Source organism: Chroococcidiopsis sp. SAG 2025 (assembly GCF_032860985.1).
In the GTDB taxonomy this organism is placed as follows: Bacteria; Cyanobacteriota; Cyanobacteriia; order Cyanobacteriales; family Chroococcidiopsidaceae; genus Chroococcidiopsis.
In genome coordinates this window covers 2,872,015-2,889,350 of the sequence record NZ_JAOCNC010000001.1, presented here as the reverse complement: position 1 = coordinate 2,889,350, position 17,336 = coordinate 2,872,015, and the positions used below count along the sequence as shown (strand labels likewise).

General features: G+C 42.8%; 10 protein-coding genes. 7 read left to right on the top strand and 3 right to left on the bottom strand.

Going from position 1 to position 17,336, the window contains the following annotated elements; genetic code table 11:
* The first annotated feature begins 162 nt into the window (after positions 1-162).
* Positions 163-1,170: an SGNH/GDSL hydrolase family protein gene (locus N4J56_RS13920; RefSeq protein WP_317106992.1), complete on the top strand. Its 1,008-nt coding sequence runs from the start codon at positions 163-165 to the stop codon at positions 1,168-1,170.
* 99 nt (positions 1,171-1,269) lie between these two features.
* Complete coding sequence (locus tag N4J56_RS13915) at positions 1,270-2,319, top strand: M42 family peptidase (protein ID WP_317106991.1); 1,050 nt, start codon at positions 1,270-1,272, stop codon at positions 2,317-2,319.
* A gap of 34 nt (positions 2,320-2,353) precedes the next feature.
* Here the strand turns inward: N4J56_RS13915 and N4J56_RS13910 are convergent, their stop codons facing one another.
* Positions 2,354-8,278, bottom strand: a complete 5,925-nt coding sequence (locus N4J56_RS13910) for an EAL domain-containing protein (RefSeq protein WP_317106990.1) — start codon at positions 8,276-8,278, stop codon at positions 2,354-2,356.
* A gap of 247 nt (positions 8,279-8,525) precedes the next feature.
* Here N4J56_RS13910 and N4J56_RS13905 point away from each other — a divergent pair, with 247 nt between their 5' ends.
* The 5 genes from N4J56_RS13905 (at position 8,526) to metK (ending at position 15,342) form a co-directional block, all read left to right on the top strand.
* Complete coding sequence (locus N4J56_RS13905) at positions 8,526-8,837, top strand: urease subunit beta (protein ID WP_317106989.1); 312 nt, start codon at positions 8,526-8,528, stop codon at positions 8,835-8,837.
* 95 nt (positions 8,838-8,932) lie between these two features.
* Positions 8,933-10,651, top strand: coding sequence for an urease subunit alpha (gene ureC, locus N4J56_RS13900; RefSeq protein ID WP_317106988.1), 1,719 nt, complete (start codon positions 8,933-8,935; stop codon positions 10,649-10,651).
* Between the two features lie 435 nt (positions 10,652-11,086).
* Positions 11,087-12,181 (top strand): hybrid sensor histidine kinase/response regulator, encoded by a 1,095-nt coding sequence (locus N4J56_RS13895; RefSeq protein ID WP_317106987.1) that lies wholly within the window; start codon positions 11,087-11,089, stop codon positions 12,179-12,181.
* A 273-nt stretch (positions 12,182-12,454) separates the two neighbouring features.
* Positions 12,455-13,822, top strand: coding sequence for an aldehyde dehydrogenase (locus N4J56_RS13890; protein WP_317106986.1), 1,368 nt, complete (start codon positions 12,455-12,457; stop codon positions 13,820-13,822).
* Between the two features lie 260 nt (positions 13,823-14,082).
* Entirely contained in the window at positions 14,083-15,342 is a 1,260-nt protein-coding gene (gene metK, locus N4J56_RS13885; protein WP_317110633.1) for a methionine adenosyltransferase, read from the top strand.
* Between the two features lie 147 nt (positions 15,343-15,489).
* On the opposite strand, the gene moeB is transcribed toward metK, so the two are convergent.
* Positions 15,490-16,662 (bottom strand): molybdopterin-synthase adenylyltransferase MoeB, encoded by a 1,173-nt coding sequence (gene moeB / locus N4J56_RS13880; protein WP_317106985.1) that lies wholly within the window; start codon positions 16,660-16,662, stop codon positions 15,490-15,492.
* A gap of 180 nt (positions 16,663-16,842) precedes the next feature.
* On the bottom strand, positions 16,843-17,322 hold the full coding sequence (locus N4J56_RS13875; protein WP_317106984.1) for a M67 family metallopeptidase: 480 nt from the start codon (positions 17,320-17,322) through the stop codon (positions 16,843-16,845).
* Positions 17,323-17,336: the final 14 nt, after the last annotated feature.

Sequence of the window (17,336 nt, the reverse complement as noted above, 5' to 3'; positions counted from 1 at the left end):
TTGTTAGCGATCGGCGAACAAGGTGTGGGGTGTGAGGAATTGGTAGTTGGTAATGGGTAATGGTAGTTGCTCCCTTGTCTCTCTTGTCTCCCTTGTCCTCCTCAGCTCCCCCAGCCTCCCCAGCTCTCTTCTCCCCAGCTCCCTACTCCCTGGTAAAATTAGATGGCAAAAAAAAAGAACGTTAGAATCAAAATTCTCGCTACAGGACTTGCGATCGGTTCGTGTATTGTCTCCCTACAAGCACAAGCAAAAACTCCTTTCAGTCAGATCGTCGTGTTTGGTGATAGTCTTTCTGATACGGGAAACACATTTCAAGCTACAGGCATTCCTCCCAGTCCGCCGTATTTTGAAGGACGTTTCTCTAACGGTCCAGTCTGGATAGATTATCTGGCAGACAATTTAGGTTTGAGTCGCGATCGCCGCACGAATTATGCTTTTGGTGGAGCCACTACAGGCAAGAATAACACTACTGCCCCACTACCTCCTAACACACCTCCTTTACCAGGATTGCATCAGCAGCTAGAGAATTTTAAAGCTAAGCATACCAAAGCCGATCGGAGAGCGCTTTATGTGATTTGGGTGGGAGCAAATGACTATTTAGGAGGTGGAGTCACCGATCCGTTCGTACCAGTTAACAACATTACATCAGCAGTAAGTACTCTCGCCGAGCGTGGGGCAAGACACATTTTAGTGGTAAATCTACCGGATTTGGGACGCATCCCCGCTACTAGGAATAATCAAGAAATTGCTAACAACCTGAATGCTTTGACTCAATTTCATAACACTGGCTTGGCAGCAACTTTGCAAGTCTTGAATAAGAGAACCAATACTAATATTGTCTCAGTAAACGTGAATTCTCTATTCAGACGCGCGATCGCCAATCCATCTGAGTTTGGACTGACCAACGTCACCGATACTTGCTTGACTCAAACAAGCGTATGCAGCAATCCTAACGAATATCTCTTCTGGGACAATTTGCACCCCACAACTGGAGTCCATGCGTTAGTGGGAGAATTAGCTTTATCTAGCCTCAAATCTGCATCTACTTCTAAATCATCTTCTAAATCTTCATCTTCTGAATCATCAACTGCTGGATTAAATGCATTCGTGTTGGCTACCCTCGGTACTGCGGCAGGGACTACGGTATCGCTATACAAGAACAAGAGATGAGGAACAATTATAGAAGATTGATGGAGTTAATCGCTCACCTCTTGTTAGTGTAGAGGCATTGCAGACAACATCTCTACACCTCATTCTCATTAATCCTTCGTGTCTAACTACGATCGCCTATTTACCACTATCGAAGAATTAGTCATGCATCACTCTCCCAGTGGAGTCGAGGCAGAGATTAATCAATTCTTGCTCGATCGCTTCTCTGCCTTGGGGGTTGAAGTGTGGTTAGATCGTGCTGACAATATTATTGCCAAAATTCCTGGGCGAGATGCCCAAGGTGCGATCGCGATTACTGCCCATAAAGATGAAATTGGCGCAATTGTCAAGAGTGTAGGCGATGATGGGTGCGTAGAAGTTAGAAAACTAGGCGGTGCTTTCCCTTGGGTATATGGCGAAGGAGTCGTGGATCTGCTGGGAGACAACGAAACTATTAGCGGCATTCTCAGCTTTGGTTCTCGCCATGTTTCCCACGAGTCGCCCCAAAAAGTGCAGCAGGAAGATACGCCTGTAAGATGGGAAGATGCCTGGATTGAAACTATGCGTACTCCTGAAGAACTCGCGGCTGCGGGAGTTCGTGCGGGTACGCGGATGGTAATTGGCAAGCATCGCAAGCGCCCGATCGGATTAAAAGACCATATTGCCAGCTACACTTTAGATAACAAAGCTTCCGTTGCGATCTTGCTGGCTTTAGCTGAGAGAATTAAACAACCAGCAGTAGATATCTACTTGGTAGCTTCGGCAAAAGAAGAAGTGGGAGCAATTGGGGCGCTATATTTCACGCAGCAGCAACGCTTGGATGGATTAATCGCCTTAGAAATCTGTCCTCTCTCTTCAGAATATCCAATTCAGTCTGGGGAAGCACCCGTAATTTTATCTCAAGATGGTTATGGAATTTACGATGAAGGTTTGAACCAACAACTGCGTCATGCAGCAGAAACAAAGAATGTTCCCTTGCAGTTAGCAACCCTCAGCGGGTTTGGCAGCGATGCTTCGATCGCCATGAAATTCGGACACGTTGCGCGTGCTGCGTGTTTGGCATTTCCAACGCAAAATACTCATGGATATGAAATTGCTCATTTAGGAGCGATCGCTAACTGTATTGAAATTCTCCAATGTTTTTGCGAAACACAATTTGTGAATAGTTGATAGTTAATGGTTAATTGTTAGCAGCAATTAACCATTAACTATTAGCCATTAACCATTCTTCCGCCTTCTGGCTGTCTACAGGTTGAGAAAATAAATATCCTTGCCCTAAATCGCAGCCAAGCTGTTGTAGTTTTTCTAACTGCAATTGGGTTTCTATGCCTTCTGCTACTGCATCTATGCTCAAACTGCGTGCTAGTGTAACGATTGTCTGAACGATTTCGCTGTGACGACTAGATTCGAGATGGTTGACAAAAGAGCGATCGATTTTCAGCGTATCGATGGGTAGATCGTGCAGGCGACTTAGAGAAGAATAACCCGTACCGAAATCATCGATACACAGTTTAACTCCTAAAGCTTGGAGACGTTCTAGCAACTGTGGGGCTAAGTCTGCTGTTTCTAACAAGCAGCTTTCGGTAATTTCGAGTTTCAAACATTCTCCTGGCAGTTGAGTTGTCTGTAAAATTTGCTCGATCCGTTCGGCTGCATCTGCTTGCTTGAGTTGTTGCACTGACAAATTGACGTTGACTGCAAGGCTATGATATTTATGAAATCGTTCGCGCCAAGTTTGTAATTGCAGACAAGATTGATGCAATACCCACCAACCCAAAGAATCGATTAATCCAGTTTCTTCTGCAACTGGAATGAATTCTGTTGGTGCGATCCAACCTTGCTGGGGATGATACCAGCGGATCAAAGCTTCAAATCCAGTCAGACAGCCGCTAGAAAGTTGGACGATCGGTTGATAATGCAGAGATAGTTCTTGTTGGGCGATCGCCCGTCGTAAATCGCTTTCCAATTGCAAACGGGCGATCGCGCGGGCTTGCATTGCGGGGGCAAAGATTTGATATTGTCCTTTATGTTGCTCTTTAGCATGATACATGGCTGCATCCGCATCTCTGAGAACATCGCTTGCTCGTTCGTAATTCATCGTGCTGAACGTGATGCCAATACTCGCACTGGTAAAAACTTCATATTCCAGCAGTCGATACGGTTGTTTTAAGCGTGCTTGAATTCTGTCTGCTACCACAGTCGCTTCTTCAAGATCGCGAATGTTTTCTAGTAGAATTACAAATTCATCGCCTCCGAATCGCGCTACTGTATCTGAGGCACGTAAAGTAAGTTTTAATCTGCTAGCAACACTTTTAATTAACTCATCTCCTACCAAATGCCCTAAACTATCATTCACAACTTTAAAACGGTCTAGGTCGATAAATAGTAAAGCATAAAGATAATCTGGATAGCGTTTGTGCATTTTGATTGCTTGTTCTAAACGCTCGATCAACCAAGCACGATTGGGTAAATCGGTGAGGGGATCGTGAAAGGCATCATGCAGCAGTTGTTCTTGTACTTGTACGAGATGATTTTGAGCGATTTGCAGTTCTTGTAACGATTTTTCTAATTGACTGGCTTTTTCTCGCTCTTTAATTTCCGATTGCTTTAAGTCTTGATAGAGTTGGGCATTTTTTAAGGAAATTGCAGCTTGAGAACATAGCAAACGTAAAGTTTCTAGGCGATCGCTCGTAAATGCACCTGTAATGAGATTATTTTCTAAATAGAAAATGCCTACGAGTTGATTTTGATTCAGAATAGGCGCGCACAATACCGATTTAGGTTTATGTAATTGAACGTAAGGATCGCAGGCAAAATTGTAACTATCAATAGTGTTTTGCAGAATGACATCAAGTTTATGCTCGGCTACATAGTTAATTAAAGAAATTGGTAGTAGATCGCTTGTTATTGGTATGGGAAACGAGATCGTCTGCTCGGCTGACGCGACAGATATAGCTGCTTCTATAACTAGCTTTCGATCTCTAACTAATAATAAAAAACCTAACTCCGCGCCTGCATTCTCGATTGCAGTTTGCATTATCTTATGAATTAAATCCTGAAAAACAATTTCGCCAGAAATGATTTGCGCGGCTTTAATGAATGTATTTAAATCAAGTAAGCGATCGGATGTATGAATGTTAATGTTATGGCTCGCAGTTAATTTATAAGACTGATTTGTTAAAGTAAACAGTAATTGAGCATATTTGGTATCTAAAGCCTTTACTTTAGCTGTCGCACCCCAGACTAAATAACACGATTTAGCATTTAAAAGATGAATGCGAGCAATCGCGTCTTTACCTAATTCTAAATAAAATTTGGCTGCTAGTTCGTTTGCTAATGCTTCTTCTTGCAAATATGCCTGTTTTTGAGCTAAACTAATGGCGCGATCGTAGTCATCTATTGCTCGCACAAAATCGCCAAGAACTCGATGAATCTCGGCTTCAACTAAATAATACTTATGTAAATAATTCATGGGTGCAGAATCCGCCCATTTTTGCATTTGGCTTTGATTCATCTTGACAAGTTTTAAAATGCGCTTTTTTTGCCAAATCGAAGTAGATTTATATGTGGATATTAAAGTTAAAGAATCATAAAAATTAAAGACAGGTAAAGATAGAGAAGCAATGACACCATCAATATATTTTTTTGCTTGCAATGCATTCTTAGTAGCACGATCGTATGCTTCGAATAGATAATTGAGTATAAGTTTCTGACAATATAAGTGAAATAAAGCAGTTTTATGATTCACTGCTAATAGTAATGACAACATCTTTTTTTCGTCATAGTACTCGCCACTAAAAAAACACGGATTTTCTGTTGTCCCTAACAAGTTTGCGACAGATTGTCTATAGAGTTGCAGTAAATGCAAAGCTGTCTCTTGTTTGAGGCGATCGCTTGCTTGCAAATACGTTTCCATTTCTTGTGCGAGTGCTGTCAATTCCTTGCCGACAAAATAGGAATGGTAGCAGTAAATAAACCCGCAATAGGCAGCAAATTCAATGTCGCCAGTATCTAGTCCACTTCGATAAGCTTCTATGAGGGATGGTAAGCCTTCTCTAACATGTTCCTTCCAGTGTCGAATAAAATTATTAAACACCATGAAGGTTCTAGCTTTTAATTCCTTTGCCTGAAACTTTTCTAATAGCTCTAAAGCAAGTTTACCAAATTGATAGCCAGCATCAATATTTTCCAATACACCACATAACATCACTCCATAACTGGCATAACCATAAGCAGACATTGCTGTATTGCCATACTTTAGCGATAGATTGACTCCAGCAAATGCCAATAAGGGAGCGAATTGCGGTGCAGCATTATAGGTAGGCGAACCGGCTATTCCCATGATTTTCATAGCTGCTAATGTGTGGGGATTGCTCATAGGCGGCAAATTAATTAGTGCCTCAATGTGTTTATGACATAAGATAAATTTGGTGGCGATCGCCGCTAGTAAAATCTTAAATTTACTCGCTCTATGAGGTAGATTAACTCCTAAAAGCCGCAAGGCGTATATTGCTATGTTGACAGCTGCAAGTGGTTTTCCTTGAGCAACATGAGCGAGAATTTTAATTTCATAGACTTTAACTTTATCTAATAAGTTTTTTGCTTGTTGTAGTACGATATCTGTATAATTCTCGGTTGAGATAAATTTGCCACACAAATAGGCTGCTTCCGCTGCTTCTAAAAATAAAGCAAGTGAAAGCTCGTATTGTCGTTGCCAGCTTTTTTCCTCAATAAGTTTGATACCCAAACTTGCATAACTCAATGCTGACTCATAGGCAATAGATTCTTTAGCTTTCTTGGCAGCAGTTAAGTTTAGTGCTGCTAATTCATCTTTTTCAGTTTGGTTCTGTAACAAAGAGATACTAAAATTCAGATGATTGACAATATCGAAAATTTTTTCTTCTTGCTTGTCTGCTGGAGTATTTTGTAGTAGGGTTCGACCAACTATTTGATGTAAAGTTTGTTTTGTACCTTCTGGGATCGACGAGTAGGCGGCTTGTTGAATGCGATCGTGAGCGAATTTATATCTCACTGTTAATATTTGTGTTAGAGAAATACCTAACTCAATTGCCGTGCGATCGCTGCCAATAAGGATAATTAAACTAGCAGCGATCGCTGGTTGTAGAAGTGCCACTATGACTTCACCAGGTTTTGTCATACAGCCAACTAAAGTAGACAACTCAAACGAACTACCAATACATGCTGCTAGTTTTAAAATTTGTTGTGTATTATCATCGAGCTTTTGAATTTTCTTAACGAGAAGCTCGGTAAGATTATTATGAGTTGCTTGAGCTAGTTGAATTTCTGTTAAATCCCAGTACCAAATTTGTCTCGCTCGTTCAAATTTTAATAAGTTTTCTGCTTCTAAATAAGCCATAAACTCATTAATAAAAAATGGATTACCGTGAGTTGTCTCTAAAATCAGTTTTGCTAAAGGTTCTGTCACCTCTCGATCGCACTTAAGAGTTTCAAAAATTAACTGATTGACGTGAGAGGTCTTCAGAGGTGTTAAAGAGATATAATGAATTGTGACTCCCAATTTGGTTAACTCTTCTAAACTCAAGCTGAGAGGATGAAAAACATTAACTTCATTGTCTCGATATGCCCCAACCAAAAATAAATATTGCTTTCCTTCTGTGACTAAAATCTGAATTAATTGTAAAGTAGCTCTATCTACCCACTGAAGATCGTCTAAAAAAATTATGAGTGGATGTTCTGCCTGGGCAAATACTTGAATCAACTTTTGAAATACTAATTTAAACCGATGCTCTGCTGCTGTTGGGTTTAAAGTTGCGATCGCTGAGTGTTGACCTAAAAGCAATGATAAATCGGGAACAACATCGATCAGAACTCCGATATTCTCTCCGCAAGCAGTGAGAATGCAATCTCGCCACTTTGCTAATCGATCTGAGTCTTCTAATAAGAGTTGACGAACTAATTCTTGCAGTGCTTTAATTAAGCCAAAATAAGGAATGTGTCGTTGATATTGCTCGTATTTTCCTTGAACAAAATATCCTTTCTTTTGAGTAACTAATTTAAAAGTTTCCTGGACGAGAGATGATTTGCCAATTCCAGCATATCCACGGACTAAGACTAATTCGGGTTTGAATTGGTAATCGGTAATTGGTAATTGGTGAGAAGCACTCTCTCCCTTAGCTTCCCCAGCTTTCTTCTCTCCGACTCCCCGCTCGAAAGCATCAAGCAAAATCTCGATCTCTCGTTCTCTACCGTAAAGCTTTTGGGGGATTTGTAGTTTGTCGGAAACGTCTTCTTTGCCTAATTCAAATTCTGTAATAGTATGATTATTCTCTAATTGCTGCCAACAATTTTTTAAGTCTGCCCTGATTCCCCAGGCACTTTGATAACGTGCTTCAGCGGTTTTTGCCAATAGTTTTATAACAATTTGTGAAAGAGCTAGAGGGATACTAGGATCGATTTGGTGGGGCGGAATTGGCTGCTTAGCAAGGTGACAATGAATGAGTTCTAAAGGATCGTTAGTATCAAATGGTAGTTGGTGGGTGAGTAATTGATAGAAAGTTGCTCCTAAAGAATAAAAATCTGTTCGATAATCAACATTGCGGTTCATTCTGCCAGTTTGTTCTGGAGATATGTAACTCAGGTTTCCTTCTAAAATACTAGGATGACCAAAATTAGGAGTTTCTTTAGATAAAACAGTAGCAACTCCAAAGTCAATGATTTTGAGTTGCTTGGTGGCAGAATTAAAAACTATATTAGCTGGACTAATATCCTTATGAACTACATTTGCTGCATGAATTCCGCCTAACTTTTCTACTATGAGAATAGCAATTTCGAGAAAATCTTTGAGACTAATTTTTTTAGCTTTACTGAGAATTTCTAAAGACTCACCGCCAAAATCTTCTAAAGTAATGAATACAGTGTTGTGAAAATTTTCTAAACTGTAAGCTTTTACGACTCCAGATAAATTTAAAGAATGGGTAATCTCATATTCTTGCTTGTACCGAATCAGTTCTTCTAAGCTAGGTTGCTCTGCTTTTAAAATTTTCAGAATAATTGGTTGACGATCGCGGATTCGCCACGCTCGGTAAACCACCGACCGATCGCTTTCGTAAATTTTGTTAATAATTTCATAGCCAGAAATAGCGATCATACTCGCTTTTGCTTAAAAAAGTGTATTTTAAATAACACGCAAAAAAATTGCTGTAGGCAATTTTTTGGAGTAAGTTCATAATTAACTTCAAACAAGTTTGCACTAATTAACATTTTGTGAATAAAATTTGGCGGCTAGTAATAGTTGACACTAAACAGATTATAGTTTGGCGTGCGAATGCGCTCGATGTCAGCGATCGCTACAATATCTTTATTTCATCAGTAAATAGTAAGAGAAGGAATAGCCAATGATTCCAGGTGAAACGCTCGTCCAGCCAGGGGAAATCGAATTAAATGCAGGTCGTCCCACGACTATTTTACGAGTAGCAAATACAGGCGATCGCCCGATCCAAGTTGGTTCTCATTATCATTTTTTTGAAGTCAATCCTGCCTTAGAATTCGATCGAGAACGGGCAAAAGGGATGCGTTTAGATATCCCCGCAGGTACGGCTGTCCGGTTTGAACCAGGAGACGAACGGGACGTTACCATTATCCCCTTAGCTGGAACCAGACAAGTCTATGGCTTCAACGGTAGCGTCAATGGGGCGCTGGAGGGATAGTTTGCGTAGAGTTTGCGAAACCTATATAAATTTTTTCTCGATATTTTCTGTATCTGTATGGTTCAATCTCCTATAGACTCTGACAAGGAATATCTATGAGCTATCGCATGGATCGCCGCGCCTACGCCGAAACCTTCGGTCCCACAACAGGCGATCGCATCCGTCTCGCCGATACAGAATTATTTATCGAAGTCGAACGAGACTTTACCACCTACGGCGATGAAGTCAAGTTTGGCGGTGGTAAAGTCATCCGCGATGGGATGGGACAATCTCCCATTGCTAATGCTGATGGTGCTGTCGATTTAGTCATTACCAACGCTTTAATCCTCGATTGGTGGGGTATTGTCAAAGCCGATATCGGAATTAAAGACGGCAAGATTTACAAAATTGGCAAAGCTGGCAATCCTTACATTCAAGACAACGTAGATATTATCATTGGTCCTGGTACGGAAGTCTTAGCGGGAGAAGGCGCAATCGTCACGGCTGGGGGGATCGACAGTCACATTCACTTTATCTGTCCTCAGCAAATTGAAACGGCGATCGCCTCTGGTGTAACGACAATGATTGGCGGGGGTACGGGACCCGCTACAGGTACGAATGCCACAACTTGTACCCCTGGACCCTGGAACATTTACCGGATGTTGCAAGCTGCCGATGCTTTTCCCGTCAACTTAGGATTTCTCGGTAAGGGTAACAGCAGTCAACCCCAAGGCTTAGTCGAACAGATTGCATCTGGGGCAATGGGTTTGAAGTTGCACGAAGATTGGGGAACGACTCCCGCCGCGATCAATACTTGTTTGGATGTCGCCGATCGACATGATGTCCAAGTCGCGATTCACACCGATACCCTTAACGAAGCTGGGTTTGTTGAAACTACCATCGGTGCTTTTAAAGGACGGGCGATTCATACATACCACACAGAAGGGGCTGGCGGCGGTCACGCCCCAGATATTATTAAAGTCTGCGGTGAAGCCAACGTTTTACCCTCTTCTACCAATCCTACGCGCCCTTATACGCTCAACACCCTGGACGAACACTTAGACATGTTGATGGTGTGCCATCACCTCGATCCAAGTATTGCCGAAGATGTCGCCTTTGCCGAGTCGCGCATTCGTCGCGAAACGATCGCCGCGGAAGATATTTTGCACGACTTAGGGGCGTTCAGCATGATTTCCTCCGACTCTCAAGCGATGGGAAGAGTAGGGGAAGTGATTATCCGTACTTGGCAGACGGCACATAAAATGAAAGTGCAAAGGGGGCATTTATCTTCTCCCGATGGGGGATCTATAGAAAATGACAATTTCCGCGCTAAAAGGTACGTTGCCAAGTACACGATCAACCCTGCCATAACCCACGGTATTGCTAATTATGTCGGTTCTGTGGAAGTGGGGAAACTTGCCGATTTGTGTCTCTGGCGACCGGCATTTTTTGGCGTGAAGCCGGAAATTGTGCTGAAAGGCGGATTAATTGCTTGGTCGCAAATGGGTGATGCTAACGCTAGTATTCCCACTCCCCAACCAGTTCACATGCGTCCCATGTTTGCGAGTTACGGTGGTGCGATCGCGGCAACATCCTTGACTTTTATTTCTCAAATTGCCCTAGAACAAGAAATTCCTTCTCGGTTAGGTTTACAAAAACCTGCTGTTGCTGTCTCACAAACCCGTCAAATCGGTAAGCAGGATTTAAAATTAAACGATGCTCTACCTCGCATCGAAGTCGATCCTGAAACCTACGAAGTTAGGGCAGATGGAGAGCTTCTCACTTGCGAACCAGCTACAATCTTACCAATGGCACAAAGATATTTTTTGTTTTAAATGGTTGTTAGCTGGTGGTTATAGACGCTGGTATTATACTGCGTGAAGGTTGTTGGCAGTATATTGGTGTGTAGTGCGTGAAACTTTGTTGGCTTGAAGTCTGGGCGGGTGCGCGCAAATAGATGAGCCAAAGCTCATAATTTTTGGTCAAAACCCACTCCTACGACTTCTGATTTCTTTCATAACGATCGCTGATGCTAACTATTTCAGATTGTTATCTATCTGCCGAAGCAAACTTTTTGCATCAATTGCTCGATCGGCAGGTGAATTTGCTGCCGCGATCGAACATTGCCGAAAAATGTAACGATCTGTAGTTGGAGAAACATTCTCTCTTGGGTAAGAGGTTAATTTTGTAACGACAAGGAAGAATGATACCAACGAATAGATATTTAGAAAATATTAACATCTTAATTTATTGAGCAGCGTGCGGATTTCATGACTATCCCATCCTCCAAAGCCGATCGAATCCTCGTGGTTGACGACTCTCCCGATAATGTGTTCCTAATTCAAACGATCTTGGAGGAAGAAGGATACACCATTACTACGGCAGAAGATGGTCCCACTGCACTAGCAGAAGTTGAAAAATCACCACCTCATCTCGTTCTACTTGATGTTATGATGCCAGGAATGGATGGGTTTGAGGTGACTCAGCGCCTCCGGCAAAATGCCAAACTACCTTTCATTCCAATTTTACTGATTACTGCTTACGACCAACCTAGTGTTGCTAAAGGTTTGGATACAGGTGCAGACGATTTCATTCGCAAGCCTGTCGAAGTCGAAGAACTTTTGGCAAGAGTGCGATCGCTATTGCGGTTGAAGCACAGCGTAGACGAACGAGATGAAATTGCCCGTCAAAGAGAAGATTTTGTCTCTCGTTTAACGCACGACCTTCGCACTCCCCTTGTTGCTGCCGACCGAATGCTCGTACTTCTCGCGCAAGGGGCATTGGGAGAGTTGCCTCCGCCAATCCATGAGGCGATCGCGACGATGATTCGCAGCAATCAAAATTTGTTGCAAATGGTCAACACGCTACTAGAAGTTTATCGCTTTGAGGCTGGGCGCAAGACTTTGGCATTCTTGCCAGTAGACTTGCAAAATTTGCTAGAAGATATCGTAAAAGAACTATCTCCTCTAGCTCAAGATAAGGGCGTATCGCTCCAGTTACAACAACAGCAACCCATTGCATCTGTGAAAGTTTCTGGCGATCGCTTGGAATTGCATCGTCTCTTCACTAATCTGGTGGGCAACGCACTCAAATTTACCGATAAAGGTTCCGTTACCGTTTGCGTGTCTACCAATCCTGACTCTTATTTACAAGTAGATGTCATTGATACGGGTTCTGGTATTTCCTTGGAAGATAGAGAAACTTTGTTTCAACGATTTCGCCAAGGAAGCCACAGGCGTTCCGGCAGCGGTTTAGGACTGTATTTATCACGCCGCATTGTCGAAGCCCATCAAGGTACGCTACAAGTTGATTCCGAACTTGGAAAAGGTAGTACTTTTAGGGTTAGCTTACCCGTGATGAAGTAGATTCGCTTGTTGTTTATCATTTGTCATTCGTCATTTGCAAGGGCGATCGCTCGCACTGAGCTAGACTTTTCTGCAATTGATTTTATCAGAAGCGATCGCTGTTGCGGCTTGCTCTAAAAAGCTACTTGTAGTAGACTATTTTTGTTTAATAATGAGAATATAATTTAAATTTGGAAAAACTATAATATTTCCATTATGAAATAAATTGTATCAAGATCGTAGAAGCTATTGCAAGCACTTCACTATCAAAGTGTAGTGAAATAATTAAAAACTATGAATTACTCCGAGCTGCTACGCCAACAAAGAGAATTTTTTCAAACTGGCAAAACGAGATCGACAGACTTTCGGCTTGCCCAGCTCAAAACCCTCAAACAGGCAATAGTTGAGTACGAAATCGCTATTAACGAGGCATTACAAGCGGATCTCCATAAACCAGTTGTTGAAATATACTTAACAGAAATTACCGTAGTCAAGAAAGAGATCGACTACGCCATCAAACATCTAAAAAATTGGATAAAACCCCATAAAGCTGCCGTTCCTCTTGAACAACTACCTGGCGCTGGCAAAATCTATCCAGAACCGCTAGGAATTGTTTTAATTATTAGTCCGTGGAATTATCCATTGCAGTTAGCTATTACTCCACTTGTAGGGGCGATCGCAGCGGGTAACTGTGCGATTGTTAAACCATCAGAAATCGCGACTCACGCCGCTGAGGTCTTAGCTAAAATGTTACAAAAACATTTCGATTCCAGATATATTTTAGTGGTGGAAGGCGGAGTCGAAACTAGTCAAAAACTATTAATAGAAAAATTTGACCATATATTTTTTACTGGTGGTACAAACGTAGGTAGAATTGTGATGGAAGCAGCAGCAAAGTACTTAACTCCAGTGACTTTAGAACTGGGTGGGAAAAGTCCTTGTATTGTCGATGCCGATATTAATCTTGAGTATGCTGCCAAGCGAATTACTTGGGGAAAATTTATCAATGCTGGACAAAGTTGTATTGCCCCCGACTATCTTTTAGTCCCGGAAGCAATTAAACAACAATTTATCGAGAAAATTCAAAAATGCATCGCTGAATTTTACGGCGCGCAACCCGCAAATAGTCCCGATTATGGCAGAATCATCGATCGCAAACAATTCGATCGCTTAGTTGCCTTGCTAGCGGATGGCAAGATAGTTTGTGGGGGAGAAACAGATGCCGAGTCACGCTACATTGCACCCACTGTCATTGAGTTAGCCTCCCTAGACGTACCAGCAATGCACTCAGAAATTTTTGGTCCCATTTTACCAGTCGTGACTTACCAAGATATATCTGAGGCGATCGCGATCGTTAATCAAGGATCGAAACCGTTGGCTTTATACCTCTTTTCCCGTGACAGAAGCATGCAAAAGCGCGTTATAGCAGAAACTTCCTCTGGTAGCGCCTGCATCAACGATACCGTATTGCAGTTTGTCGTTCCCTCATTACCCTTTGGTGGAGTGGGTAGTAGTGGCATGGGAAAATATCACGGCAAAGCTAGTTTTGACACATTTTCGCACTACAAGAGCATACTCTACCGTTCTCTGGCGATCGAGATTAATTTACGCTATCCTCCCTATCGCGGAAAATTACCCTTACTTAAGCGCATTTTAGGTTAGCTGTGAAACGATCGAACTTTACACAGACTTAATACACCTGTTCCGTTAAGATGGCAAATTTCCGACTAGAATTTTTACAAACCGACTTGTTTAAGATAGGCTAAAATACACACCGTCTATCTAGCTTCTAATCGCTGAGGGGATAGCGTCCACACAATAATTAATTGTAAATAGTGGTAAAACGGCGGCGATCGCCGATTGACATAGCTACACTCAAAGCAAACTTACTCAATATCAGCAACTCCAAGGAGGAACTGCCTTTGTCTCGTCGCTACCTATTTTCCTCAGAATCAGTTACCGAAGGTCATCCTGATAAAATCTGCGATCAAATTTCTGACACTATCTTAGATGCATTATTGGCGCAAGACCCCACCAGCCGAGTCGCAGCCGAGGTAGTCGTTAACACTGGATTAGTCTTAATTACTGGTGAAATTACTAGCAAAGCTCAAGTTAATTATGTCAATTTAGCTAGACAAAAAATTGCTGAAATTGGCTACACCGATGCTGTCAATGGCTTTTGTTCCAATAGCTGTTCCGTACTAGTTGCCCTAGACGAACAATCGGCTGATATTGCTCAAGGCGTTGATGCAGCGCACGAAACTCGCGAAAAATCTAGTGAAGAAATATTTGATTCTACGGGTGCGGGCGACCAGGGGATCATGTTTGGTTTCGCTTGTAACGAAACCCCCGAATTAATGCCTTTGCCTATCAGCCTTGCCCACCGCATTTCTCGCCGTCTAGCCGCAGTACGGAAAACTGGTCAGCTGGCGTACTTGCGTCCTGATGGCAAAACTCAAGTTACAATTGCCTATGAAGACGGACGACCTATAGGAATTGATACGATTTTAATCTCGACTCAGCACGCACCGACGATTGGCGACATCACCGACGAGAAAGCAGTGCAAGCCAAGATTAGAGAAGACCTCTGGTCAGCGGTTGTAGAGCCAGTCTTTGCCGATATTGAGGTCAAACCAGATGCACAAACTCGCTTTTTAGTCAACCCCACAGGCAAGTTTGTCATTGGCGGTCCCCAAGGCGATTCCGGCTTAACTGGACGTAAAATTATTGTCGATACCTACGGTGGATACTCACGGCATGGTGGCGGTGCTTTTTCCGGTAAAGACCCCACTAAAGTAGACCGCAGTGCGGCTTATGCTTGCCGCTACGTGGCAAAAAATATTGTTGCTGCTGGTCTAGCTGACAAGTGCGAAGTACAACTAAGTTATGCGATCGGTGTAGCGCGACCCGTTAGCATTTTAGTAGAAACATTCGGCACTGGCAAAATTGACGAAGACCGTTTGCTGGAGTTAGTCCAACAGAATTTTGAACTCCGTCCAGCTGGGATTATCCACGCCTTCAACTTGCGTAACCTACCAGCTGAAAGAGGTGGTCGCTTCTATCAAGATGTTGCTGCCTACGGCCATTTGGGACGAAACGACTTAGACTTACCTTGGGAAAAAACCGACAAGGCAGACATCTTAAAGCAAGCACTAAATCAACCTGTTTCAGCGACAGTTTAACCAAACATAGGTAGTTCTTCAAGTAGAGACATTAAATCAATGTCTCTACTTTTTTTGTACCTACACATATCAGTAGGAGCGCACAGCTGTGCGCTCCTACCTGGGGATATTGCATTATTTCCCCCTTTCTAAGGGGGTTAGGGAGATCTAATATTGAGGCACAGAAGGATCGATTTCCTGACTCCAGGCAGTAATTCCACCCTTTACATTCGTCCCTTCAATCCCAGCTTGCTTCAAAATACCCAAAGCCTTAGCCGATCGCATTCCTGCTTTACAATGAGCAATTAGCCGATGACCGTTGAGTATTTCTTTTACCTTCTCCACACCTTCACCATTCTCAATATCTGGCAAAGGCACTAATACCGAACCGGGAATCTTCGCAATTTCATACTCGTGCGGGTTACGCACATCTAGCAGCACGAAATCATCAGCACCACTATCGAGTAACTGCTTCAATTCCTGTACCGTCATTTCTTGAATATCCATCTGCTGTTTTGCCTCCTCTGCTTTCGCTTGGGGAATCCCACAGAATTGTTCGTAATCTACTAACTTTTCAATTACCGGACGCACGGGATTGGGACGCAACTTCAACTCGCGGAACTTCATATCGAGGGCATTGTATAGTAACAAACGCCCGCTCAAACTCGTTCCTTTACCCAAAATGATTTTGACAGTTTCCGTTGCCTGAATTGTGCCAATGATGCCACACAGCACTCCCAGTACCCCACCTTCAGCGCAGGAAGGAACCATCCCTGGGGGTGGGGGTTCGGGATATAAATCGCGGTAGTTGGGACCTCCTTTATAGTTAAATACAGTCGCTTGTCCTTCAAATCGGAAAATGGAACCGTAAACGTTGGGCTTATCTAACAACACGCAAGCATCATTTACCAAATACCGTGTAGGAAAATTGTCAGTTCCATCAGTGACGATATCGTATGGTTTGAGGATTTCCAGCGCATTTTCCGAACTCAAGCGCGTTTCATAAAGGTCAACCTGACAATGAGGGTTGATCTCTAGAATTCGCTCTTTGGCAGATTCAATCTTCGGTTTACCAACCCAAGATGTGCCGTGAATCACCTGACGTTGTAAATTAGAGCGATCGACGATATCAAAATCGACAATACCGATACGTCCGATCCCTGCTGCTGCCAAGTACAGCAACAGAGGTGCGCCTAAGCCTCCCGTACCGATACACAGTACGCTGGCGGCTTTCAAACGCTTTTGTCCTTCTAGACCGACTTCCGGCAAAATCAAGTGGCGGGAAAAACGTTCGTATTCTTCTTGTGAGAGTTGGATTTCATCCAAATTGGGATTGAGCATAACAGTTTGATGGAAAGGAGCGGATTAACATCGTCTCCGGTTGATTACCATCATGAGGGGGTGATGGGGAGATGGAATCTATCTTGAATACAGACAGACCCTACATCGTATCTTAAATGGAAAAACACTCAATACGATCGCGATACAATTCTTAAATTTTGGTGCTTAAATTTGCGATCGCTAAATTAATTTTTCTACGACAATCTCTTCTGGTTGGAACTGATGGTTATCGTCAAGGCTCCAACTCAATACGTCTCCAGCCTTGCCTTGGAGAACTGAAACAATGATATACGAATAGGTCTGCCACGCACAGAGGCGATCGAATTCTGACGGGATTGCGGGATGGTTGGGATGGGAATGATAAACTCCAATAATATCAAGTTGGCGATCGCGTGCCTTTTTTTGCACTTTCAACATCACTTCTGGGGCGATCGTATAGTAAGTATTCTTCTCCGTGCCTAAATTCAGATTTGGCTCGATCGCTTGAAAATCTGCGGCGGCTGTTGGATTCCAAACATTTTCCGTGGCGATCGCCTCGACTAAAATTCTGTCATTCTGACTCAACTGACCCAGCAATAAACCACAGCACTCATGTGGATAAGTACTTTCTGCATGGCTACAAATCAGCCGCAAATGTTCGACCGTTAACCTAATACTCACGAGCCTTAAATTGA

Bases quoted from the DNA above. Each gene is read 5' to 3' on its own strand.
- N4J56_RS13920 (WP_317106992.1), top strand. From the start codon at position 163: ATGGCAAAAAAAAAGAACGTTAGAATCAAAATTCTCGCTACAGGACTT.
- N4J56_RS13910 (WP_317106990.1), bottom strand. From the start codon at position 8,278: ATGATCGCTATTTCTGGCTATGAAATTATTAACAAAATTTACGAAAGC.
- N4J56_RS13905 (WP_317106989.1), top strand. From the start codon at position 8,526: ATGATTCCAGGTGAAACGCTCGTCCAGCCAGGGGAAATCGAATTAAAT.
- ureC (WP_317106988.1), top strand. From the start codon at position 8,933: ATGAGCTATCGCATGGATCGCCGCGCCTACGCCGAAACCTTCGGTCCC.
- N4J56_RS13895 (WP_317106987.1), top strand. From the start codon at position 11,087: ATGACTATCCCATCCTCCAAAGCCGATCGAATCCTCGTGGTTGACGAC.
- N4J56_RS13890 (WP_317106986.1), top strand. From the start codon at position 12,455: ATGAATTACTCCGAGCTGCTACGCCAACAAAGAGAATTTTTTCAAACT.
- moeB (WP_317106985.1), bottom strand. From the start codon at position 16,662: ATGCTCAATCCCAATTTGGATGAAATCCAACTCTCACAAGAAGAATAC.